Raw genomic sequence first — 21,096 nt, 5'->3', positions numbered from 1 at the left:
GGCTTTTTGCTTTCTGCCGCCACCTTGCGGAGCATTTCCGGTCGATTGTCTCCGCGCAGTGTCAGTACACACTCGACGGCCTCCGCACCACCCCGCCACGCTCGATATTTCCACCCCCCCCCCCCCCCCCCCCCCCCCCACCCCCCCCCCCCCCCCCCCCCCCCCCCCCCCCCCGCCGCTGCACGACCCGCGCCGCCGCCTGCGCTGCCGCCGCAATCAGTCAACGCTATCCAGTTCCAGTCCATGTCGAAAACGCCACACGAGGCGCCCGCACTCACCGCTCACGAGGATCACCCCGGCTGGCGCGCCTACCTGAACACGCACATGCTGATCTGCGTGTTCCTCGGTTTCACGTCGGGTCTGCCCCTCTTCACGCTCGTCTACCTCGTGCAGGCCTGGCTGCGCTCCGAGGGCGTGAACCTGAAGGAAATCGGCCTGTTCGCGCTGATCCAGTTCCCGTACACGTGGAAGTTCCTGTGGGCGCCGCTGATGGACCGCTACGTCCCGCGCCTGCCCGGCTGGCGGCCGGGCCGCCGGCGCGGCTGGCTGCTGCTCACGCAGCTGCTGGTCGCGGGCGCGATCGCCGCGCTCGGCTTCGTGTCGCCGCGCGACTCGATCTGGACGGTCGCCGCGCTCACCACGCTCGTCGCGTTCTTCGGCGCAAGCGCCGACATCGTGATCGATGCGTACCGCCGCGAATTGCTGCGCGACACCGAGCAGGGCCTCGGCAACGCGATCCACGTGAATGCGTACAAGCTCGCCGCGCTGATTCCCGGCTCGCTGGCGCTGATCCTGTCCGACCACCTGCCGTGGGACGTCGTGTTCGCGCTCACCGGCGCGTTCATGCTGCCTGGCATCCTGATGACGCTCGTGGTGCGCGAGCCCGAAGTGATCGGCGCGCCGCCGCGCAACCTGCGCGACGCGATCGTGCTGCCGTTCCGCGAATTCATCCAGCGCGACGGCTGGGCCGGCGCGCTGCTCGTCATCGCGTTCATCTTCCTGTTCAAGATCGGCGACACGATGGCCACCACGCTGTCGACGTCGTTCTTCCTCGACATCGGCTTCTCGCGCACCGAGATCGGCATCGTCGCGAAGACCACCGCGCTCGTCGCGAGCGTCGCCGGCGGCATCATCGGCGGCGTCTGGCTCGTGAAGATCGGCATCGGCCGCGGGCTGTGGATCTTCGGCGCGCTGCAGATGGTGTCGACGCTCGGCTTCGCGTGGCTCGCGCAGCTCGGCCCCGGCTCGCCCGTGCTCGCGGTGCTCTACGACTTCACCGTATCGACGAGCCATGCGATCGCGTCGGTGCTGTCGGTGTTCGGCATTGCGGTCACCCCGCAATTCAGCCCGATGACGGTCGCGCTCGCGCTCGTCTACGGCGTCGAAACCTTCACCACCGGCCTGACGATGGCCGCGTTCGTCGCGTACATCGCGAGCACGACCGACCCGCGCTATACGGCCACGCAGTTCGCGCTGTTCACGAGTCTCGCGTCGGTGCCGCGCACGCTCGCGTCGGCCGCGAGCGGCTTCATCGTCGCGAAGATCGGCTGGTTCGACTACTTCATCGTGTGCACCGCGCTCGCGATTCCCGGCATGCTGCTGCTGTTCAAGATCGCGCCGTGGAACGGGACCGCCCGCAATGGCGAGGCCAGCCGTGCGCAGTAACGGCCTGCACCGCCTCGCGCGCGTTGCGGCTTCGTTGAGCGTCGGCGCCGCGGCGCTCGCCGCGGGGTTCGCCCATGCGACCGACACCGCCGCAGGCTCCGCGCCGGCCGCTGCTTCACCGTCGGCGAATTCAACGCCCGCCGCCCCTGCTCAGCCGCCCACCGCCGAACCCGCGCAGCCGACCGGCGCCGCCGCATCGACGAAGGCGTATGCGCAGACATCGCAGCAGGTCCGCTACGGCGACGCCATTGCCTTCCGCACGCTGATCCCGTCGCCGCTGCTCGAGCAGCTCACCGCGAACGAATACGCGCAGATCGTGCAGGCGGCCGCCGACAGCAACCGCCTGCTGCCGGCGAACCAGCCGCGCGTGAAGCGCCTGCGCGCGATCGTCGCGAAGCTCGCGCCGTATTCGGTGAAATGGAACGACCGCGTGAAGAGCTGGGCGTGGGACGTCAACGTGATCCGCTCGCGCGACATTCGCCTGACCTGCCTGCCGGGCGGCAAGGTGCTCGTGTACGGCGGCCTGCTCGACCGCGTCCGCCTGAACGACGACGAGCTCGGCGTACTGCTCGCGCACGGCATCGCGCATGCGCTGCGCGAACACGCGCGCAGCAACTTCAGCGCGACCTCGCAGACGTCGCTGCGCGCGGCCACGTTGCCGCCGCTGTTCGGCGTCGGCGAGCCGCTGCCGCAGGCACTGAATCTCGGCGAACGCCTGCAGTCGCTCCACTACGACCCGACCGACGAGACCGAAGCCGACGTGATCGGCGGCGACATCGCCGCCCGTGCGGGCTTCGATCCGCGCGCGGCGATCACGTTGTGGGACAAGCTCGCGGTCGCGACACGTGGCAACAAGGCAACGGGCTTCATCTATACGCACCCGTACAGCACCGCCCGCCGTCAGGACCTGCTGAACCGCCTGCCGGATCTCATGCCGCTGTACGCGAAGGCCGTGGGCAAACGCGTCGACACACTGCCCGACTACGCGGGCATCAGCGCGCAGCGGCGCAAGGTCGTGCGGCGCTGAGCGACCCGCGCGGCCGCTCGCGACGCCGCCCTACCCATCCACCTCCGCCGCGACCGGCCGGGCGCCGCTTTCGCGCATCCAGCGCACCTCGTCACCCGGGCTGCGGCCGAACAGCCGTTTGAACTCGCGGCTGAACTGCGACGCGCTCGCATAGCCGACACGCAAGGCCGCCGCACCGGCGCCGACGCCGTCCTGCACCATCATCAGCCGCGCCTGGTGCAGCCGCGCGGCCTTCACGTACTGCATCGGCGACGTCGCCGTCACGTGCTTGAACTGCGCGTGGAACACCGCGAGGCTCATGCCCGCCTCGCGCGCGAGCGTCTCGACGTCGAGATCGGCCTTCAGGTCCGCATGGATGCGCCGCAGCGCCTTCGCGATGCGGCCGAAGTGATGCTGCTGGACGAGCGCCGCGCGGATCGCGTCGCCCTGCTCGCCCGTCAGCACCCGATACGCGATCTCGCGCATGATCGCGGGGCCCAGCACGCGCGTGTCGTGCGGCGACGCGAGCGCTTCGAGCAGTCGCAGCACGGCATCCGCCAGCGGCGCGTCGAGCGGCGTCGAATCCACGCCGAGCGGCTCGCTGACGGGCGCACCGAGCGTCTCGTCGAGCAGGATCGCGAGCTCGGCGATCACCGCGAGATCGACGCGGATCGAGATCGCGAGAAACGGCTCGTCCTGGCTCGCGAAGGTCTCGCATTCGAACGGCAGCGGCACCGACAGCACGAGATACTGCTGCGCGTCGTACACGAACGAACGCTCGCCGAGATAGCCGAGCTTGCGCCCCTGGCACACGACGACGATGCTCGGCTCGTACAACACGGGCATGCGCGGCGCCGGACGGCTCACGCGGATGAAGCGCACGCCGTCGAGCGCCGCGAGCGTGTCGCCCTCGTTCGGCGCGAGGCGCGTATGCAGCTCGACCATGCGGCGCTGCACACGATCGCCCGTGTCGGTGAAAAGGGGCTCGAAGCTCATCTGCGTGGTCCTGTCCGGCAAGAGAATCTGGCTCGCAATGTAGCACCTTGAACGTGTTTTGACGGCTGTTTGCATGCAGTTCGAGAGGAATAGGCAAATCTTCCAGACCTTCGGGTATTTCACTGCGGCGCCGCGCTCCTTACGATGACGTCCTGCCTCGCCGCATCGCCACATGATGCGACGGCAGTCTGTTTCGCCGGATGCTTTCCGGACAAGGAGCCCATCGCATGAGCACTACCTATGCCTACGCGGCGACCGATTCGCGCTCGCCGCTCGCCCCGTTCGAATTCCAGCGTCGCGCGCTGCGCGACCTCGACGTCCAGATCGACGTCCTCTACTGCGGCGTCTGCCACTCGGACCTGCACCAGGCCCGCAACGAATGGCGCAACACGATCTATCCGGTCGTGCCGGGCCATGAAATCGTCGGCCGCGTGACCGCGACCGGCCCGGATGTGACGCGCTTCAAGGTCGGCGAGCTGGTCGGCGTCGGCTGCCTCGTCGATTCGTGCCGCACCTGCGCGAGCTGCGAAGAAGGCCTCGAGCAATATTGCGAAAACGGCTTCGTCGGCACCTACAACGGCCAGGATCGCGTGACGGGCGACATCACGTTCGGCGGCTATTCGACGCAGCTCGTCGTCGACGAGGCGTTCGTGCTGCGCGTGCCCGAGACGCTCGACCCGGCCGGCGCCGCGCCGCTGCTGTGCGCGGGGATCACGACCTACTCGCCGCTGCGGCAGTGGAACGTCGGCCCCGGCAAGAAGGTCGGTATCGTCGGGCTCGGCGGCCTCGGCCACATGGGCGTGAAGCTGGCGCGCGCGATGGGGGCGCACGTCGTGCTGTTCACCACGTCGCCGTCGAAGATCGAGGACGGCAAGCGGCTCGGCGCGCACGAAGTCGTGATCTCGAAGGACGAGGCGCAGATGAACGCGCACCTGAACAGCTTCGACTTCATCCTGAACACGGTCGCCGCGCAGCATGACCTGAACCCGTTCCTGCACCTGCTGAAGCGCGACGGCACGATGACGCTGGTCGGCGCGCCGGAGCACGACCATCCGTCGCCGCAGGTGTTCAACCTGATCTTCAAGCGCCGCCGCCTCGCCGGCTCGCTGATCGGCGGGATCGCGGAAACGCAGGAGATGCTCGACTTCTGCGCGGAGCACGGGATCACGTCGGATATCGAAACGATTCCGATGCAGCAGATCAATGCGGCCTACGAGCGGATGCTGAAGAGCGACGTGAAGTACCGGTTCGTGATCGACATGGCGTCGATCAAGCAGTAAGCGCCGAAGGCGACACGCACGATCGCCGCTCCAAACGAAACGGGCCGCATGTTCGACATGCGGCCCGTTTTCGCCTCCGGCTGCTGCGCGCGCGGCGCAGCGCGGAACGTCACTCGCGGAACATCACTTCTTGTAGTCGTAGTCCACCGTCAGCGGCGCATGGTCGCTGAACTTGATGTCCTTGAAGATCGACGTGCTTTTCGCGGTGCCGGCGATACCCGGCGTCGCGATCTGGTAATCGATCCGCCACCCGACGTTCTTCGCATACGCCTGGCCGCGGTTGCTCCACCACGTGTACTGCTCCGGGCGCGGATCGAGCGTGCGGAACACGTCGACATAGCCGACATCGTCGAACAGCTTCGTGAGCCACTCGCGCTCTTCCGGCAGGCAGCCCGAATTCTTCTGGTTGCTCTTCCAGTTCTTGATGTCGATTTCCTTGTGGACGATGTTCACGTCGCCGCACAGGATCACCTCGCGCTTCTTCTTCAGCGCGGCGAGGTGCGGCATGAACTCGTCCATGAAGCGGTACTTCGCCTGCTGGCGCTCTTCGCCGCTCGAGCCGGACGGCACGTACACCGACACGACCGACAGCTTGCCGTAGCGCGCCTCGACATAGCGCCCTTCGGCATCGAATTCGCTGCTGCCGAAGCCGATGATCACGTCATCGGGCTCGCGGCGGCTGTACACGCCCGCACCGCTGTAGCCCTTCTTCTCGGCGTGGTGGAAATAGCTCTTGAAGCCGTGCGGCTCGACGAATTCGCTGGGCAGGTCGTCGGCCGAGACCTTGATTTCCTGTACGCACACGCAATCGGCGTTCTGTTCGCCGAGCCACTCGAAGAAGCCCTTCTTCGCGGCGGAGCGGATGCCGTTCAGGTTGGCGGTAATCACTCGCATCATGTCGGATTCCGTTCAGTTCGATGTTTTTCAGGGGGGCAGCTTAGCGGATCTTCACGCCTTCGAGTTCGGGCTTCGGCGGCGGGAATTCCAGCTTCATGTCGGTCATCGTGCGCAGCAGCAGCTCGGCGATCATCACGTTGCGGTGCGTCTTCGAGTTCGCCGGGATCACGTACCACGGCGCATGCTCGGCGGACGTCGCGGCGAGCGCGTCGCGGTAGGCGGACTGGTACGCGTCCCAGTGCTTGCGCGCGTCGAGATCGGAGATGTCGAACTTCCAGTGCTTGGCCGGATCGTCGATACGCGCCTGCAGCCGCGCGCGCTGCTCGTCCTTCGAGATGTGCAGGAAGCACTTGATGATCGTCGTGCCGTTCTCGACCAGCATCGTCTCGAAATCGCGGATCTGCCGGTAGCGGCGCTCGCATTCCTTCGTGTCGATCAGGTCGAGCACGCGCGGCACGAGCACGTCTTCGTAGTGGCTGCGGTTGAAGATCGCGAGCTCGCCCGCGGCCGGCACCTGCGCATGCACGCGCCACAGGAAGTCGTGCGCGGCCTCGATCGGCGTGGGCGCCTTGAACGGCACGACGCGCAGGCCGAGCGGATCGACCTCGCGGAACACCGCGCGCACGGTGCCGTCCTTGCCGCTGGTATCCATCCCCTGCAGCACGAGCAGCACGCGCTTCTTCTGCTGCGTGTGCAGGCGCTCCTGCTGCACGTCGAGCTCGGTCGACACGGCCGACAGCCGTGCGCGGTCGTCGTCCTTCGAACCGGACGAGAACGGCTTCGCGGCCGGGTCGAACGCATCGAGCTTGAATGCTGCGGCTTCCTTCTCGCGCGTGCAGTACGGCACGCGGAAATCGTCGAGCGACGGTTGTTTCGCCATTCGTTCCTCCGTTGGACGCTGTAGTGCATACGATAACGCATCCACCAAACGCAACGGGCCGCCCCGATCCGGTTCGGGGCGGCCCGTCGTCATGCGCGGGTCAGGCGCGCGGTCATGCTCAGCCGAGCTTCTTCTTCAGCAGTTCGTTGACCTGCTGCGGATTGGCCTTGCCCTTCGTCGCCTTCATTGCCTGGCCGATCAGCGCGTTGAACGCCTTTTCCTTGCCCGCGCGGAATTCCTCGACCGACTTCGCGTTCGCCGCGAGCACTTCGTCGATGATCGCTTCCAGCGCGCCGGTGTCGGAGATCTGCTTCAGCCCCTTCGCGTCGATGATGCGGTCGGCCGCCCCTTCGTCGTCGGCCTTCTCGTCCCAGATCGTCGCGAAGATTTCCTTCGCGATCTTGTTCGAGATCGTGCCGTCGGCGATGCGCTGCAGCACGAGTGCGAGCTGCGCGGCCGAGACCGGAATCGCGTCGATTTCGATGCCGTCGCGGTTCAGCTGCGACGAAACGTCGCCCATCAGCCAGTTCGCGGCAATCTTCGCATTCGCGGTGCCGGCCTTCGCGACCACGGCCTCGAAGTACGCGGCCATCGCCTTGCTCGACGTCAGCACGCCTGCGTCGTACGCGGACACGCCGTATTCGTCGGCGAAACGCTGCTGCATCGCGGCCGGCAGCTCGGGCATCCCGGACTGCACGCGCTCGATCCAGTCCTGGCCGATCACGAGCGGCATCAGGTCGGGGTCGGGGAAGTAGCGGTAGTCGTGCGCGTCTTCCTTGCTGCGCATCGAACGCGTCTCGCGCTTGTCCGGATCGTAGAGGCGCGTTTCCTGCACGACTTCGCCGCCGTCCTCGATCAGCTCGATCTGGCGACGCACTTCGTAGTTGATCGCTTCCTCGAGGAACCGGAACGAGTTCAGGTTCTTGATTTCCGCGCGCGTGCCGAACTTCTCCTGGCCGACCGGGCGCACCGACACGTTCGCGTCGCAGCGGAACGAGCCTTCCTGCATGTTGCCGTCGCAGATACCGAGCCACACGACGAGCCCGTGCAGCGCCTTCGCGTAGGCCACGGCCTCGGCCGCGCTGCGCATTTCCGGCTCGGTGACGATCTCGAGCAGCGGCGTGCCCGCGCGGTTCAGGTCGATCCCGGTCATCCCGGCGAAGTCTTCGTGCAGCGACTTGCCTGCGTCTTCCTCGAGGTGCGCGCGGGTCAGGTTGACGGTCTTCTCATACGCTTCCTTGCCGGCCTTCTCGTTGGCGGGCACCTGAATCGTGATCCGGCCGCCCTGCACGACCGGAATCTCGTACTGGCTGATCTGATAGCCCTTCGGCAGATCGGGGTAGAAATAATTCTTGCGCGCGAAGATGCTGCGCGGCGCGATGGTCGAGCCGATCGCGAGGCCAAAGCGGATCGCGCGTTCGACCGCGCCGCGGTTCAGCACCGGCAGCACGCCCGGCAGCGCCAGGTCGACCGGGCAGGCCTGCGTGTTCGGCTCGGCGCCGAACTGCGTCGATGCGCCCGAGAAAATCTTCGAGACGGTCGACAGTTGCGCGTGCGTCTCGAGACCGATGACGACTTCCCATTGAGTTGCCATATGCTTACACCCCTGCCGGAACTTGCTTGTGCCAGTCGGTCGCGCGCTGGAACGCGTCCGCGACCTGCAGCATCCGGGCTTCGTTGAAATAGTTGCCGATGATCTGCAGGCCGACCGGGCGCTTCGCATTCGCGCCCGCGCCGAAGCCGCACGGCACGCTCATGCCGGGCAGGCCGGCGAGGCTCACCGACAGCGTGTAGATATCCGCGAGATACATCCGCACCGGATCGTCGCCCTTCGAGCCGAGATCCCATGCGACCGTCGGCGACGCCGGGCCCATGATCACGTCGCAGGACTTGAACGCTTCCTGGAAATCGTTCGCGATGATGCGGCGAATCTTCTGCGCCTGCAGGTAGTACGCGTCGTAGTAGCCGTGCGACAGCACGTACGTGCCGACCAGGATCCGGCGCTTCACTTCAGGCCCGAAGCCTTCCGCGCGCGACTTCTTGTACATGTCGAGCAGGTCGCCGTACTGCGCGGCGCGGTGGCCGAAGCGCACGCCGTCGAAACGCGACAGGTTCGACGACGCTTCAGCCGGCGCGATCACGTAGTACACGGGGATCGACAGTTCCGTCTTCGGCAGCGACACCGGCACGAGCGTCGCGCCGAGCGCTTCGTATTGCTTCAGTGCCGCGTCGATCGCCGCGCGCACGTCGTCGGCGAGGCCATCGCCGAAATACTCGTTCGGCAGGCCGATGCGCAGGCCCGCGAGCGGCTTGCCCGCGTCGTTGCCGGCGGCCCACGGCTGGCCGAGGTGGCGCGTGAAATCCTCGTCGTCGCGCTCGAGGCTCGTCGAGTCGCGCTCGTCGAAGCCGGCCATTCCGTTCAGCAGCAGCGCGCAGTCGGACGCGCTCTGCGCCATCGGGCCGCCCTGGTCGAGCGACGACGCGAACGCGATCATCCCGTAGCGCGACACGCGGCCGTAGGTCGGCTTGATGCCCGTCACGCCCGCGAACGACGCGGGCTGGCGGATCGAGCCGCCGGTGTCGGTGCCGGTCGCGGCCGGCGCGAGGCGCGCGGCCACCGCGGCCGAGCTGCCGCCCGAGCTGCCGCCCGGCACCGCGTTCGTGTCCCACGGGTTCTTCACCGCACCGAACGCCGAATTCTCGTTGGACGAGCCCATCGCGAACTCGTCCATGTTGGTCTTGCCGAGCGTGACCATGCCGGCCGCCTGCAGGCGGGCGACGACGGTCGCGTCGAAGGGGCTCTCGTAATTCGCGAGCATCTTCGAGCCGGCGGTCGAGCGCCAGCCGCGCGTGACGAAGACATCCTTGTGCGCGATCGGCAGGCCGGTGAGCGCGCCGCCCGCGCCGCGCGCGAGCTCGGCATCGGCGGCTTTCGCCTGCGCGAGGGTGAGATCGGCGTCGACGTGGACGAACGCGTTCAGGTCGCGCGCGGCTTCGATCCGTTTCAGGTAGAGCTGCGCGAGCTCGACGGCCGAGCATTCCTTGGCGGCAAGCGCGGCGCGCAGTTCGGTCAGGCTTTTTGCGTGCATTGAGTGGTTTTCCTGGGAATTCTGGGTGGCGCGCGGCGCAGCAGCGGCGGCGCGCTTGTCATCGAATGCTTACTCGATCACCTTCGGCACGAGATAGAGGCCGTCCTGGACGGCCGGCGCCGGACGCTGGTTGTCGTCGCGATTGACGACTTCCGTCACGGCGTCGTCGCGCAGGCGCTGCGCGACTGCCTGGATCTGTTCGATCGGGTGGGCGAGCGGCGCGATGCCGGCGGTGTCGACCGCCTGCATCTGCTCGACGAGGCCGAAGAGTTCATTGAGCTGGCCGAGCATGTGCTCGGCGTCGGCGTCGGCCATTTCGAGTCGCGCCAGGTGCGCGATGCGTTTCACATCGGTCAGGGTCAGGGCCATGCGATCACCGGAAAAACAAGGCTGCGCAGCGCATCGAAAGCAGCGCTGCGGCGGGGGGTTGGAGGGTGCGATCCCACCCTCAAAAATCGGGGCCGAAGCGGCAAAAATACCGCCCGTTTCGATTCAAATACCGTGAAATTATAAGGTATCATTACGCGTTCGACCCAAACCCGGCAGCCTTTTCCCGCACCGTTTCGCCCCGCTTCGGCAGGCCGTGCGTGCATCGTGCGATCCCCGGTAGACATCACTCGCAGCTTCGTGCGCCGCGGCGGCCGCTTCCGCCACGCTTCCCGAGGCTGTTATTTTTTCCGCTGCCGCCCTCAGCGCTCGCTATGCAGGGCCGGCCCAGAGCGAAACAGGATTCTGAATGTTCGGTTTTTTGCGCAGCTACTTCTCCAACGATCTCGCGATCGACCTCGGCACCGCAAACACCCTGATCTACATGCGCGGCAAGGGCATCGTGCTCGATGAGCCCTCCGTCGTGTCGATCCGCCAGGAAGGCGGCCCCAACGGCAAGAAGACCATCCAGGCAGTCGGCAAGGAAGCCAAGCAGATGCTCGGCAAGGTGCCGGGCAACATCGAGGCGATCCGCCCGATGAAGGACGGCGTGATCGCCGACTTCACCGTCACCGAGCAGATGATCAAGCAGTTCATCAAGACGGCCCACGAGTCGCGCATGTTCTCGCCGTCGCCGCGCATCATCATCTGCGTGCCGTGCGGCTCGACCCAGGTCGAGCGCCGCGCGATCAAGGAAGCCGCGCACGGCGCCGGCGCCTCGCAGGTCTACCTGATCGAAGAGCCGATGGCCGCTGCGATCGGCGCGGGCCTGCCGGTGTCGGAAGCCACCGGCTCGATGGTCGTCGACATCGGCGGCGGCACGACGGAAGTCGGCGTGATCTCGCTCGGCGGCATCGTGTACAAGGGTTCGGTGCGCGTCGGCGGCGACAAGTTCGACGAGGCGATCGTCAACTACATCCGCCGCAACTACGGGATGCTGATCGGCGAACAGACCGCCGAGGCGATCAAGAAGGAAATCGGCTCCGCGTTCCCGGGCTCCGAAGTCAAGGAAATGGAAGTGAAGGGCCGCAACCTGTCGGAAGGCATTCCGCGCAGCTTCACGATCTCCAGCAACGAAATCCTCGAAGCGCTGACCGATCCGCTGAACCAGATCGTGTCGTCGGTGAAGATCGCGCTCGAACAGACGCCGCCGGAACTCGGCGCCGACATCGCCGAACGCGGGATGATGCTGACGGGCGGCGGCGCACTGCTGCGCGACCTCGATCGCCTGCTCGCGGAAGAAACCGGCCTGCCGGTGCTCGTCGCGGAAGATCCGCTCACCTGCGTCGTGCGTGGTTCGGGCATGGCGCTCGAGCGCATGGACAAGCTGGGCAGCATCTTCTCGTACGAGTGATCGTCCAGGCAGTTCCCTGACATGACGCAACCGCGGCGTGGCCGGCTCGCTCGTTTAGAACGAACCGCCGCGCCGTTTGCGCGTCTGAGCATCATTTAACCGATCATTCGCGCCCGGCGCCGACCATGGAATACAGTCCGCCGCCCCTCTTCAAGCAAGGTCCGCCCGCGCTCGCGCGGCTCATCTTCTTCGTTGCCCTCGCCATCGCGCTCCTCGTCTCGGACGCGCGCTTCAGCACGCTCGAAATCGTCCGCGGCGTGCTCGGCACCGTGCTCTATCCGCTGCAGCGCGCCGCGCTCGTGCCGCGCGACCTGTTCATGGGTGCGGCCGACATCGCCGTCACCGGCGCATCGCTGCGCCACGAGAACGACGACCTCCGCAAGCGCAACCTGCAGCTGTCCACGCAAGCCAACCAGGCCGCCGTGCTCACGCAGGAGAACGCGCACCTGCGCGCGGTGCTCGAACTGCGCCAGCACATCGCGACGCAATCGACGCCGGCCGAGATCCAGTACGACACGAGCGATCCGTTCACGCAGAAGATCGTGATCGGCCAGGGTTCGCAGCAGGGCATCCAGAACGGCGCGCCCGTCGTGAGCGAAAACGGCGTGGTCGGCCAGGTCACGCGCGTGTTCCCGCTGCAGTCCGAAGTCACGCTGGTCACCGACCGCGATCTCGCGATTCCCGTGCAGGTGCTGCGCACCGGCCTGCGCAGCGTGATCTACGGCACGCCGAAGGGCGATTCGCTCGATTTGCGCTTCGTGCCGACCAGCGCGGATCTCGTCGTCGGCGACGAGCTCGTCACGAGCGGCCTCGACGGCGTCTATCCGCCCGGCCTGCCGGTCGCGAAGGTCGTGCGCGTCGACAAGCTCGCCGATACGGCGTTCGCGCGCGTGACCTGCGCGCCGATCGCCGCCGTGCGCGGCGCGCGCCAGATGCTCGTGCTGCATTACCAGAACGACATCCCGCCGCGCCCGGCCGAGCCCGATCCGGCCGCCGACAAGAACACGAAGGGCAAGAAAGGCGCGAAAGCCGCCGCGAAGGGCGAGAAGAGCGAAAAGGCCGACAAGGCTGACGCGAACGCGAAGCCGGCCGCCGCGGCCCAGCCCGGCGCGAAGCCTGCGGCGCCGGCCGCGCCGGCCAAGCCCGCCGCCACGCCCGCGAAGCCCGGCGCCGGGCAATCAGGAGCCCAGCGATGAATCGCCCGCAATACATCCTGCAGCCGGTCAATCCGTACTTCATCGTCTTCAGCCTCGCCGCCGCGTTCCTGCTGAACCTGATGCCGTGGGGCCGCCTGCCCGGCGTGCCCGACTTCGTCGCGCTCGTACTGCTGTTCTGGAACATCCACCAGCCGCGCAAGGTCGGGATGGGCGTCGCGTTCGCGCTCGGCATCCTGATGGACGTGCATGACGCGGGGCTGCTTGGCGAGCATGCGCTCGCCTATACGCTGCTGTCATATGGTGCGATCACGATCCACCGCCGCGTGCTGTGGATGCCGATCGGCGTGCAGGTGCTGTACGTCACGCCGCTCCTGGTCGTCGCGCAGCTCGTGCCGTTCCTGATCCGCCTCGTGATGGGCGCCGCGTTCCCGGGCTGGCGCTACCTGGTCGACGGCTTCGTCGAAGCCGCGCTGTGGCCGATCGCGAGCCACCTGCTGCTGATGCCGCAACGCCGCCCGGTCGATCCGGACGATACGCGCCCCATCTGAGCCAGGGGCCTGCCTTGAATACCCGCCGCCTCCACGCCCGCCGCGCGCCGCGTTCCGGGGCGGCACCTCGCCCGCGCCCGCTCGGCGTGCGCGTGCCAGATAGACCCTAGCCGCATGACCGAATTCAACGACACCCAACAGCAGCTCTCGAAGTTCCGCCTGCGCGTCGCGGCGGCGGGCGTGTTCGTGTTCGTCTGCTTCGGGCTGCTCGCGAGCCGCTTCTTCTACCTGCAGTTGATGCAGCACGGCAAATACGCGCTGCAGGCCGAGGAAAACCGCATCTCCGTCGCGCCGATCGTGCCGAACCGCGGGATCATCACCGACCGCAACGGCGTGATCCTCGCGAAGAACTATTCGGCGTACACGCTCGAGATCACGCCGTCGAAGCTCGACGACACGCTCGACAACACGATCGACAAGCTGTCCGAGATCATCCCGATCGACGCGCGCGACCGCCGCCGCTTCAAGAAGCTGCAGGAAGACTCGAAGAACTTCGAGAGCCTGCCGATCCGCACCCGCCTCACCGACGCCGAAGTCGCGCGCTTCACCGCGCAGCGCTTCCGCTTCCCCGGCGTCGACGTGCGCGCACGGCTGTTCCGGCAATATCCGCTCGGCACGACGGCCGCGCACGTGATCGGCTACATCGGCCGGATCTCGAAGCGCGACCAGGATCGCATCGACGCGATGAGCGACGACAACGACAGCGATCAGGAAAACTACGATCCGCGCCGCGACGCGAACAACTACAAGGGCACCGACTACATCGGCAAGATCGGCGTCGAGCAGAGCTACGAGACCGAGCTGCACGGGCTGACGGGCTTCGAGGAAGTCGAGGTGACGGCCGGCGGCCGGCCCGTGCGCACGCTGTCGCGCACGCAGGCGACGCCCGGCAACAACCTCGTGCTGTCGCTCGACATCGGGCTGCAGCAGGTGGCCGAGCAGGCGTTCGCCGGCAAGCGGGGCGCGCTGGTCGCGATCGAGCCGAAGACGGGCGACGTGCTCGCGTTCGTGTCGTCGCCGAGCTTCGACCCGAACTCGTTCGTCGACGGCATCGACCAGCAGACCTGGGACGAGCTGAACAACTCGACCGACAAGCCGCTGCTGAACCGCCCGCTGCACGGCACCTATCCGCCCGGCTCGACGTACAAGCCGTTCATGGCGCTCGCCGGCCTGACGCTCGGCAAGCGCACGCCGGGCTGGGGCTTCCAGGATCCCGGCTACTTCACGTTCGGCGGCCACACGTTCCGCAACGACGTGCGCTCGGGCCAAGGCTGGGTCGACATGAACAAGGCGATCATGGTGTCGAACGACACCTACTTCTACATGCTCGCGCGCGACCTCGGCGTGAATTCGATCGCGAACTTCATGAAGCCGTTCGGCTTCGGCCAGATCACCGGGATCGACATCCAGGGCGAGGCGCGCGGGATCCTGCCGTCGACCGACTGGAAGAAGAAGGCGTTCAAGAAGGCCGCGCAGCAGAAGTGGTTCGACGGCGAGACGATCAGCCTCGGGATCGGCCAGGGCTACAACTCGTTCACGATCCTGCAGCTCGCGCACGCGACCGCGACGCTCGCGAACAACGGCGTCGTGATGAAGCCTCACCTCGTGAAGGAAGTCGAGGATCCGATCACGCGCGGGCGCCGCCTGACCGTGCCGAAGGAAAGCGAAACGATCCCGCTCAAGCAGGCCGACATCGACGTCGTGAAGCGCGGGATGGAGAACGTGATCGAGAACCCGTCCGGCACCGCGTACAAGGTGTTCCGCGGCGCGCCGTACCTCGCCGCCGGCAAGACCGGTACCGCGCAGGTGTTCTCGCTGCAAGGCTCCAACTACAAGGGCCACCTGCTCGCCGAGCACCTGCGCGACCACGCGCTGTTCATCGCGTACGCGCCGGTCGACCATCCGCAGATCGCCGTCGCGCTGGTTGTCGAGAACGGCGGCTGGGGTGCGCAGGCCGCCGGCCCGATCGCGCGCCGCGTGCTCGACTTCTTCCTCGTCGACCGCCAGAACCCGCAGAACGAGGCCGCGGCCGTGGCTGCCGCGGCGTCGGCGACCGAACCCATCAACGCACCGGTGACCGGCGACGCGAACAAGCCGGCTGCCGTCGCCGCCGGCTTCACCGCGCTGCCGCAGCCGGTCGTTCCGACCGCGGCCAGCGCGGCGGAAGCGGCATCGGCCGCGGCCGCCTCCGAAGCTGCGGCTGCCGCGAGCGCCAGCGCTGCCCCGCCGGCCAGCGCCGGTGCCGCTGCGCCGAGGGCCGCGAGCCTGCCGCCGATCAGGCGCCCGCACCGGCCACGCCGGCCCGCCAGCGATGCGCAGCCGCTCGTCGCCACGCCGCGCGACGACAATCACCGTGCAACGGCCCCCGCGAAGGCGGCGGACGCCGGCACCGCTCATTAACGGAGAAAGGCATGCAATTCGACAAGCGCGCCTGGCTCGACAAGATCAAGCAGATGTTCGCGGGCTTCGACCGCCCGCTCGCCCTCATCGTGTTCCTGCTGCTGTGCGTCGGCATCGTCACGCTGTACAGCGCGGCGATCGACATGCCCGGCCGCGTCGAGGACCAGTTGCGCAACATCCTGCTGACGTTCGTGCTGATGTGGGTGATCGCCAACATCCCGCCCACGACGCTGATGCGCTTCGCGGTCCCGCTCTACACGTTCGGGGTCGCGCTATTGATTGCGGTCGCGCTGTTCGGGATGACCAAGAAGGGCGCGAAGCGCTGGCTGAATGTCGGCGTCGTGATCCAGCCGTCGGAAATCCTCAAGATCGCGACACCGCTGATGCTCGCGTGGTACTACCAGCGCCGCGAAGGCGGGCTGCGCTGGTACGACTTCATCGTCGCGTTCGGGATCCTGCTGGTACCGGTCGGGCTGATCGCGAAGCAGCCCGACCTCGGCACGGGCCTGCTCGTGTTCGCGGCCGGTTTCTTCGTGATCTATCTCGCCGGCCTGTCGTTCAAGCTGATCGTGCCGGTGCTCGTCGCGGGCGTGATCGCGGTCGGCTCGATCGCCGTGTTCGAAGAGCGCATCTGCCAGCCCGAAGTGCAGTGGCCGCTGATGCACGATTACCAGAAGCACCGCGTGTGTACGCTGCTCGACCCGACTTCCGATCCGCTCGGCAAGGGCTTCCACACGATCCAGGCCGTGATCGCGATCGGCTCGGGCGGCGTGCTCGGCAAGGGCTACCTGAAAGGCACGCAGGCGCACCTCGAATTCATTCCGGAGAAGCACACCGACTTCATCTTCGCGGTGTTCTCCGAGGAATGGGGGCTCGTCGGCGGGCTCGTGCTGCTGACGCTGTACATGGCGCTGATCGCACGCGGGCTCTATATCGCCGCGCAGGGCGCGACGCTGTTCGGCCGCCTGCTCGCGGGCTCGCTCACGCTCGCGTTCTTCGTCTATGCGTTCGTCAACATCGGGATGGTGAGCGGCGTGCTGCCGGTCGTCGGCGTGCCGCTGCCGTTCATGAGTTATGGCGGCACCGCGCTCACGACGCTCGGCATCGCGATCGGGATGATCATGAGCGTCGGACGGCAGCGGCGGTTGATGAAGAGTTGACCGCGCGGCACGCACCGCATAAAGAAAAACGGCGCTTCGGCGCCGTTTTTTTCCACTGTGCATGGCGAACACGGCAGCCCTTCGCAGCGCCGCTCCCGCTCACGGCGGCGGCACGTGCGCCCCGCCCGGCTCCGCGCCGGCGCCCGATGCCGGCCCCTGCGCCTTCAGCCGCGCACTCAGCTCCTTGAATTTCAGCCCGGCCGTCTCGTCGCCCTGCGCGGCCGCCGCCGCGTAATACGCCCGCGCGATGTTGAGGTTCTGCGCGACACCGTCGCCGCCGCGCTCGTAGAACGATGCGGTCACGTACTGCGCGGTCGGCTCGCCCGCGTCGGCGGCCTGCTTGTACCACGTGAACGCCTGCCGGTTGTCGCGCGGCGTGCCGCGCCCGTCGAGGAACTGGTTCGCGAGCGACAGCTCGGCCTGCACGTGCCCCTGCTTCGCCGCTCGCAGGAACCAGCGGTGCGCTTCGGCCGGATCGCGTGCGACGAACTCGCCGTCGTCGAACATCCGGCCGTATACGTACTGCGCATGCGACATGTTCGCGTCGGCCGCGCGCTTCAGCCAGCGCAGCCCTTCGTCGACGTTCGCGGTCACGCCTTCGCCCGTCAGCAGCATCATCGCGTAGTTGAATTGCGCGAGACGGTCGCCGCGCTCGGCCGCGTCGTGGAACTGCACCAGCGCCGCACGAAAGTCGCCGGCGTTATAGTCGGCGACCGCCGACTGCGTCTCGTGCGACGGATCGGGCTTCGCTTGCGGCGCGCCCTGCGCGGCGGCCGCGATCCACACGATCCACAGGCCGAACACCGCGCCGACCTGCCGGCGCCTCCCCAACCCACCCTGCGCGCGCCCACGGCACGCGCCATCGCCACCGCTCATGACCGCACCTCCTGCAGCGCCTGCCGCGTGGCGCGCAACAACCAGCTGACGTCGGCCGACACCGTGATCATCCGGTAGCCGGCCTCGCGATACTGGCGCGCGGCAGCCGTATCGCCCGCGAAGATCCCCACCGCGACGCCCGCCTGCCGGCCGGCCGCGAGCACGCGCGCCATCGCGGTTTCGACGTCCGGGTGACGGATGTCGCCAAGGTGCCCGAGGCTCGCCGCAAGATCGGCCGGGCCGACGAACAGGCAATCGATGCCGGGCAGCGCCGCAATCCGCTCGACTTCGTCGACGCCGCGCGCCGATTCGATCTGCACGATCACCGCGACCTGCGCATTCGCCGTCTGCACGTAGTCGCGACGCATGCCGAACGCCGCCGCGCGCACCATGCCGGCGACGCCGCGCAGCCCGTCCGGCGAATCGGGCGACGGATAGCGCGTGAGCCGCACCGCGTGCGCGGCGTCGTCGAGCGTCTCGATGCAGGGAAACATCAGCGTGCGTGCGCCCGCATCGAGCGCGCGCTTCACGAGCCACGGCTCACGCGCCGGCACGCGCACGACGGGCTCGCTCGGCAGATGGGCCGCAGCGATCGCGCGCAACTGCGATGCAACATCGCGGCTGTCGTTCGGCGCGTGTTCCATGTCGATGCAGAGCCAGTCGTAGCCGGCATGCGCGAGCGCTTCCGCGGCCGAGTCGCTGCCGAGCGACAGCCACAGGCCGTACAGCGGCTCGTCGCCGTCGCGCAGGCGTTGTTTGAGGGAATTGGTGAGCGTGCTCATCGATACGGCCTCCTGGACGGAACGGCAATCGAACGGGACAAGCAACGGGCAAAACGGAGCGCGACACGCCGGGCAGCATTGCACGGCGGCGCCGGGACCGGGCCCTGGAACGTTGGTCGGTTGTGGGCGGCCGATCTGACAGCGCCGGCCGAACGACCGCGCACGGCAGCGTTTTTCGGCGCCACGCAACGATCATAGCGCGGCGTTACGCGGAATGTGGAAACGGACGGGGAGCGAGGCGGGACGGGGCCGCGGGGTGCGGCGTCAGGCAGCCCGCACCGGCTGGCGGGGCTGCCGGGAAGGCGGGATCAGCGGCCGGGCTGGCGCTCGACGTCGGCCCAGCAGTTCGGCGTTTCGTACAGGCGCACGCGCTCGAGCCGCAGGTTCACGCCGTAGTGTGCGTCGTACACGTTCGCGAGGATGTCGAACGCGATCGCCGCGAGGTTCTCGACGGTCGGAATCCGGTCGATCACGACCGTCTTGTGGTCGGCCATCTGCTCGAGGAACGAGCGCACGACGTCGTCGCGCGCATAGACCAGGAACGCGTGGTCCCACTTGCCGACCAGGTGCTCCATCGCGAGCGCCTTCACGTCGGCGAAATCCATCACCATGCCGCGGTCGGGCGCCCCCTCGGTATCGACGAGATCGCCGCGCAGCGTGACTTCGAGCACATAGCGATGGCCATGCAGGTTCCGGCACTGGCTGCGGTGGTCGGGAATGCGGTGGCCCGCGTCGAATTCGAGTTTTCGGGTAATCAGCACGATGTCAAAAGCCGGGGCTCAGGGAATGTTCAGATATTTATGGGTCTGCATGGACAGCCGCCACTGCGGATGACGCTTGCACCAGTCGATCGCGAGCTTCGTATTGAGGTCGCGCGACGGGCCGTCCATCGGCTGGACGAGGTAATACTCGAAGTCGAGCTTCGCGTAGTCGGCCAGCCGCTGGTTGTCCTGCGGGATCACGACCTTCAGCTCGTTGCCCTTCGTGACGACGAGCGGCGCGTCGGCCTTCGGGCTCACGCAGATCCAGTCGATCGATTCGAGCACCGGCAGCGAGCCGTTGGTCTCGATCGCGATCTCGAAGCCGGCCGCGTGCAGCGCGTCGACGAGCGGCTGGTCGAGCTGCAGCATCGGCTCGCCGCCCGTGCAGACGACGAAGCGGTGCGCCTCGCCCTCCGGCCACAAGCCGGCGATCGTCGCAACGAGCGCGTCGGCATCCTTGAACTTACCGCCGTTCTCGCCGTCGGTGCCGACGAAGTCGGTATCGCAGAAGCGGCACACGGCCTCCGCACGATCCTCTTCGCGGCCCGACCACAGGTTGCAGCCGGCGAACCGGCAAAACACGGCCGGCCGGCCCGCGTTCGCGCCCTCGCCCTGCAACGTGTAGAAAATTTCCTTGACCGCGTAAGTCATCGTCCTTCGTCCGGCTCGCGCCGCTCGTTGTCGATCAGAATCCGTTAATCACCAGGCGCTGCCGTTGCCGCTGCATCACAGCGGCGCTTCGGTCACCCGCTCGCCCCTCAGGTAGGCCTCGTAGCCGCGCTTGCGCAGCTTGCAGGCCGGGCATTCGCCACAGCCGAAGCCCCAGTCGTGCAGTTCCGCGCGCTCGCCCACGTAGCACGTGTGCGTCTCGACGCGGATCAGTTCGACGAGCGCTTCGCCGCCGAGCTGTTCGGCGAGCTGCCAGGTTTGCGCCTTGTCGAGCCACATCAGCGGCGTCTCGAGCACGACGCGCGTATCCATCCCGAGGTTCAGCGCGACCTGCAGCGCCTTCATCGTGTCGTCGCGGCAGTCGGGATAGCCCGAGAAATCCGTCTCGCACATCCCGCCGACCAGCACACGCAGCCCGCGGCGATAGGCGATCGCCGCGGCGATCGTCATGAACATCAGGTTGCGGCCCGGCACGAACGTGTTCGGCAGGCCGTTCGCCGCCGTCTCGATCTCGATCGTGCGCGTCATCGCGGTATCGCTGATCGCACCGAGCACCGACAGGTCGATCATGTGATCGTCGCCAAGCCGGTTCGACCAGGCGGGAAAGTCACGCTTCAGCGCTTCGCGCACGCCTTCGCGACATTCGAGCTCGACGCGGTGGCGCTGGCCGTAATCGAAGCCGAGCGTCTCGACCGTCTGATAGCGTTCGAGGGCCCATGCCACGCACGTGGCCGAGTCCTGCCCGCCGGAAAACAACACGAGCGCGCCGTCTTTAGCGTCTGTCCGAATCACCGTGATACTCCGTGAATGTGTAGGCTCGCGTCGCGCTGCGCCCCGGGGCCGGCTGCCGCCGGGCGGCCCGACGCGTGCCGGCCTGGGCCGGCTCGACCAGTATAGGCAGCGCAATTGGCCGCGAACGCGGCGGAGCGCTTATACCGCCCATCGCGCGGCATCGTTGCCGCGCGCCACGGCGGCGCCACGCTGGCAGCCTGCCGTGCGCATGAAGCGATGCGCTAAGTTATTGAGCGGACAAGGATTTTATCATGCCCTCATGAACACTGCCGGGCACATCATCCCACGCCACTGGTCACGCAAACCCCACCACAAACGAAAAACCCCAAGAATCTTCCGATTCTTGGGGTTTTAATTC

19 protein-coding genes are annotated in these 21,096 nt (G+C 67.4%); 8 read left to right on the top strand and 11 right to left on the bottom strand.

Features of this window, described 5'->3' with window-relative positions:
* Window positions 1–243: 243 nt before the first annotated feature.
* Window positions 244–1,665, top strand: coding sequence for an AmpG family muropeptide MFS transporter (locus LGM56_RS34350; protein ID WP_089426578.1), 1,422 nt, complete (start codon window positions 244–246; stop codon window positions 1,663–1,665).
* A complete protein-coding gene (locus LGM56_RS34345; RefSeq protein WP_226208003.1) occupies window positions 1,655–2,692 on the top strand; it encodes a M48 family metallopeptidase in 1,038 nt (345 codons plus the stop codon). Before LGM56_RS34350 ends, LGM56_RS34345 begins: the two co-directional genes overlap by 11 nt.
* 30 nt (window positions 2,693–2,722) lie before the next feature.
* On the opposite strand, the gene LGM56_RS34340 is transcribed toward LGM56_RS34345, so the two are convergent.
* Window positions 2,723–3,667: an AraC family transcriptional regulator gene (locus LGM56_RS34340; protein ID WP_226208002.1), complete on the bottom strand. Its 945-nt coding sequence runs from the start codon at window positions 3,665–3,667 to the stop codon at window positions 2,723–2,725.
* Between the two features lie 227 nt (window positions 3,668–3,894).
* Here LGM56_RS34340 and LGM56_RS34335 point away from each other — a divergent pair, with 227 nt between their 5' ends.
* Complete coding sequence (locus LGM56_RS34335; RefSeq protein ID WP_226208001.1) at window positions 3,895–4,947, top strand: NAD(P)-dependent alcohol dehydrogenase; 1,053 nt, start codon at window positions 3,895–3,897, stop codon at window positions 4,945–4,947.
* Window positions 4,948–5,070: 123 nt separating this feature from the next.
* On the opposite strand, the gene LGM56_RS34330 is transcribed toward LGM56_RS34335, so the two are convergent.
* The 5 genes from LGM56_RS34330 to gatC all read right to left on the bottom strand — a co-directional run bounded on the left by LGM56_RS34330 (window position 5,071) and on the right by gatC (window position 10,182).
* Window positions 5,071–5,844: an exodeoxyribonuclease III gene (locus tag LGM56_RS34330; RefSeq protein WP_226208000.1), complete on the bottom strand. Its 774-nt coding sequence runs from the start codon at window positions 5,842–5,844 to the stop codon at window positions 5,071–5,073.
* A 40-nt stretch (window positions 5,845–5,884) separates the two neighbouring features.
* Window positions 5,885–6,724: a polyphosphate kinase 2 family protein gene (locus LGM56_RS34325; protein ID WP_226207999.1), complete on the bottom strand. Its 840-nt coding sequence runs from the start codon at window positions 6,722–6,724 to the stop codon at window positions 5,885–5,887.
* A 118-nt stretch (window positions 6,725–6,842) separates the two neighbouring features.
* On the bottom strand, window positions 6,843–8,318 hold the full coding sequence (gatB, locus tag LGM56_RS34320) for an Asp-tRNA(Asn)/Glu-tRNA(Gln) amidotransferase subunit GatB (protein WP_089495843.1): 1,476 nt from the start codon (window positions 8,316–8,318) through the stop codon (window positions 6,843–6,845).
* A gap of 4 nt (window positions 8,319–8,322) precedes the next feature.
* Window positions 8,323–9,813, bottom strand: a complete 1,491-nt coding sequence (gatA, locus tag LGM56_RS34315) for an Asp-tRNA(Asn)/Glu-tRNA(Gln) amidotransferase subunit GatA (protein ID WP_226207998.1) — start codon at window positions 9,811–9,813, stop codon at window positions 8,323–8,325.
* A gap of 69 nt (window positions 9,814–9,882) precedes the next feature.
* Window positions 9,883–10,182, bottom strand: a complete 300-nt coding sequence (gene gatC, locus LGM56_RS34310) for an Asp-tRNA(Asn)/Glu-tRNA(Gln) amidotransferase subunit GatC (protein WP_089426585.1) — start codon at window positions 10,180–10,182, stop codon at window positions 9,883–9,885.
* Between the two features lie 367 nt (window positions 10,183–10,549).
* Between gatC and LGM56_RS34305 the strand changes: the two genes are divergently transcribed.
* From LGM56_RS34305 to rodA, 5 genes are all read left to right on the top strand, one after another.
* Window positions 10,550–11,593, top strand: coding sequence for a rod shape-determining protein (locus LGM56_RS34305; RefSeq protein WP_004189550.1), 1,044 nt, complete (start codon window positions 10,550–10,552; stop codon window positions 11,591–11,593).
* Between the two features lie 125 nt (window positions 11,594–11,718).
* Entirely contained in the window at window positions 11,719–12,789 is a 1,071-nt protein-coding gene (gene mreC / locus LGM56_RS34300; protein ID WP_226207997.1) for a rod shape-determining protein MreC, read from the top strand.
* The gene (gene mreD / locus LGM56_RS34295) at window positions 12,786–13,298 is read left to right on the top strand and encodes a rod shape-determining protein MreD (protein WP_060255153.1); all 513 of its coding nucleotides are present in this window, start codon (window positions 12,786–12,788) and stop codon (window positions 13,296–13,298) included. Before mreC ends, mreD begins: the two co-directional genes overlap by 4 nt.
* A 114-nt stretch (window positions 13,299–13,412) precedes the next feature.
* Complete coding sequence (mrdA, locus tag LGM56_RS34290; protein ID WP_226207996.1) at window positions 13,413–15,698, top strand: penicillin-binding protein 2; 2,286 nt, start codon at window positions 13,413–13,415, stop codon at window positions 15,696–15,698.
* Between the two features lie 11 nt (window positions 15,699–15,709).
* The gene (rodA, locus tag LGM56_RS34285; RefSeq protein WP_089426588.1) at window positions 15,710–16,858 is read left to right on the top strand and encodes a rod shape-determining protein RodA; all 1,149 of its coding nucleotides are present in this window, start codon (window positions 15,710–15,712) and stop codon (window positions 16,856–16,858) included.
* Window positions 16,859–16,957: 99 nt separating this feature from the next.
* On the opposite strand, the gene LGM56_RS34280 is transcribed toward rodA, so the two are convergent.
* From LGM56_RS34280 to queC, 5 genes are all read right to left on the bottom strand, one after another.
* Window positions 16,958–17,734: a tetratricopeptide repeat protein gene (locus LGM56_RS34280; protein ID WP_226207995.1), complete on the bottom strand. Its 777-nt coding sequence runs from the start codon at window positions 17,732–17,734 to the stop codon at window positions 16,958–16,960.
* Entirely contained in the window at window positions 17,731–18,516 is a 786-nt protein-coding gene (locus LGM56_RS34275; RefSeq protein WP_089457119.1) for an HpcH/HpaI aldolase family protein, read from the bottom strand. The genes LGM56_RS34280 and LGM56_RS34275 overlap by 4 nt, the downstream gene beginning before the upstream one ends.
* A 308-nt stretch (window positions 18,517–18,824) precedes the next feature.
* Window positions 18,825–19,277, bottom strand: coding sequence for a 6-carboxytetrahydropterin synthase QueD (gene queD, locus LGM56_RS34270; protein WP_011353563.1), 453 nt, complete (start codon window positions 19,275–19,277; stop codon window positions 18,825–18,827).
* 18 nt (window positions 19,278–19,295) lie between these two features.
* Entirely contained in the window at window positions 19,296–19,928 is a 633-nt protein-coding gene (queE, locus tag LGM56_RS34265; RefSeq protein WP_226207994.1) for a 7-carboxy-7-deazaguanine synthase, read from the bottom strand.
* A gap of 75 nt (window positions 19,929–20,003) precedes the next feature.
* Window positions 20,004–20,738, bottom strand: coding sequence for a 7-cyano-7-deazaguanine synthase QueC (queC, locus tag LGM56_RS34260; protein WP_226207993.1), 735 nt, complete (start codon window positions 20,736–20,738; stop codon window positions 20,004–20,006).
* Between the last annotated feature and the right edge of the window lie 358 nt (window positions 20,739–21,096).

This window comes from Burkholderia sp. AU38729 (genome assembly GCF_020419725.1).
In the GTDB taxonomy this organism is placed as follows: domain Bacteria; phylum Pseudomonadota; class Gammaproteobacteria; order Burkholderiales; family Burkholderiaceae; genus Burkholderia.
This window is presented reverse-complemented; position numbering and strand designations above follow the sequence as displayed.

Excerpts from the sequence above, each read along its gene's own strand:
- LGM56_RS34350 (WP_089426578.1), top strand. The coding sequence starts at position 244 with ATGTCGAAAACGCCACACGAGGCGCCCGCACTCACCGCTCACGAGGAT.
- LGM56_RS34340 (WP_226208002.1), bottom strand. The coding sequence starts at position 3,667 with ATGAGCTTCGAGCCCCTTTTCACCGACACGGGCGATCGTGTGCAGCGC.
- LGM56_RS34335 (WP_226208001.1), top strand. The coding sequence starts at position 3,895 with ATGAGCACTACCTATGCCTACGCGGCGACCGATTCGCGCTCGCCGCTC.
- LGM56_RS34330 (WP_226208000.1), bottom strand. The coding sequence starts at position 5,844 with ATGATGCGAGTGATTACCGCCAACCTGAACGGCATCCGCTCCGCCGCG.
- LGM56_RS34325 (WP_226207999.1), bottom strand. The coding sequence starts at position 6,724 with ATGGCGAAACAACCGTCGCTCGACGATTTCCGCGTGCCGTACTGCACG.
- gatB (WP_089495843.1), bottom strand. The coding sequence starts at position 8,318 with ATGGCAACTCAATGGGAAGTCGTCATCGGTCTCGAGACGCACGCGCAA.
- gatA (WP_226207998.1), bottom strand. The coding sequence starts at position 9,813 with ATGCACGCAAAAAGCCTGACCGAACTGCGCGCCGCGCTTGCCGCCAAG.
- gatC (WP_089426585.1), bottom strand. The coding sequence starts at position 10,182 with ATGGCCCTGACCCTGACCGATGTGAAACGCATCGCGCACCTGGCGCGA.
- LGM56_RS34305 (WP_004189550.1), top strand. The coding sequence starts at position 10,550 with ATGTTCGGTTTTTTGCGCAGCTACTTCTCCAACGATCTCGCGATCGAC.
- mreC (WP_226207997.1), top strand. The coding sequence starts at position 11,719 with ATGGAATACAGTCCGCCGCCCCTCTTCAAGCAAGGTCCGCCCGCGCTC.
- mreD (WP_060255153.1), top strand. The coding sequence starts at position 12,786 with ATGAATCGCCCGCAATACATCCTGCAGCCGGTCAATCCGTACTTCATC.
- mrdA (WP_226207996.1), top strand. The coding sequence starts at position 13,413 with ATGACCGAATTCAACGACACCCAACAGCAGCTCTCGAAGTTCCGCCTG.
- rodA (WP_089426588.1), top strand. The coding sequence starts at position 15,710 with ATGCAATTCGACAAGCGCGCCTGGCTCGACAAGATCAAGCAGATGTTC.
- LGM56_RS34280 (WP_226207995.1), bottom strand. The coding sequence starts at position 17,734 with ATGAGCGGTGGCGATGGCGCGTGCCGTGGGCGCGCGCAGGGTGGGTTG.
- LGM56_RS34275 (WP_089457119.1), bottom strand. The coding sequence starts at position 18,516 with ATGAGCACGCTCACCAATTCCCTCAAACAACGCCTGCGCGACGGCGAC.
- queE (WP_226207994.1), bottom strand. The coding sequence starts at position 19,928 with ATGACTTACGCGGTCAAGGAAATTTTCTACACGTTGCAGGGCGAGGGC.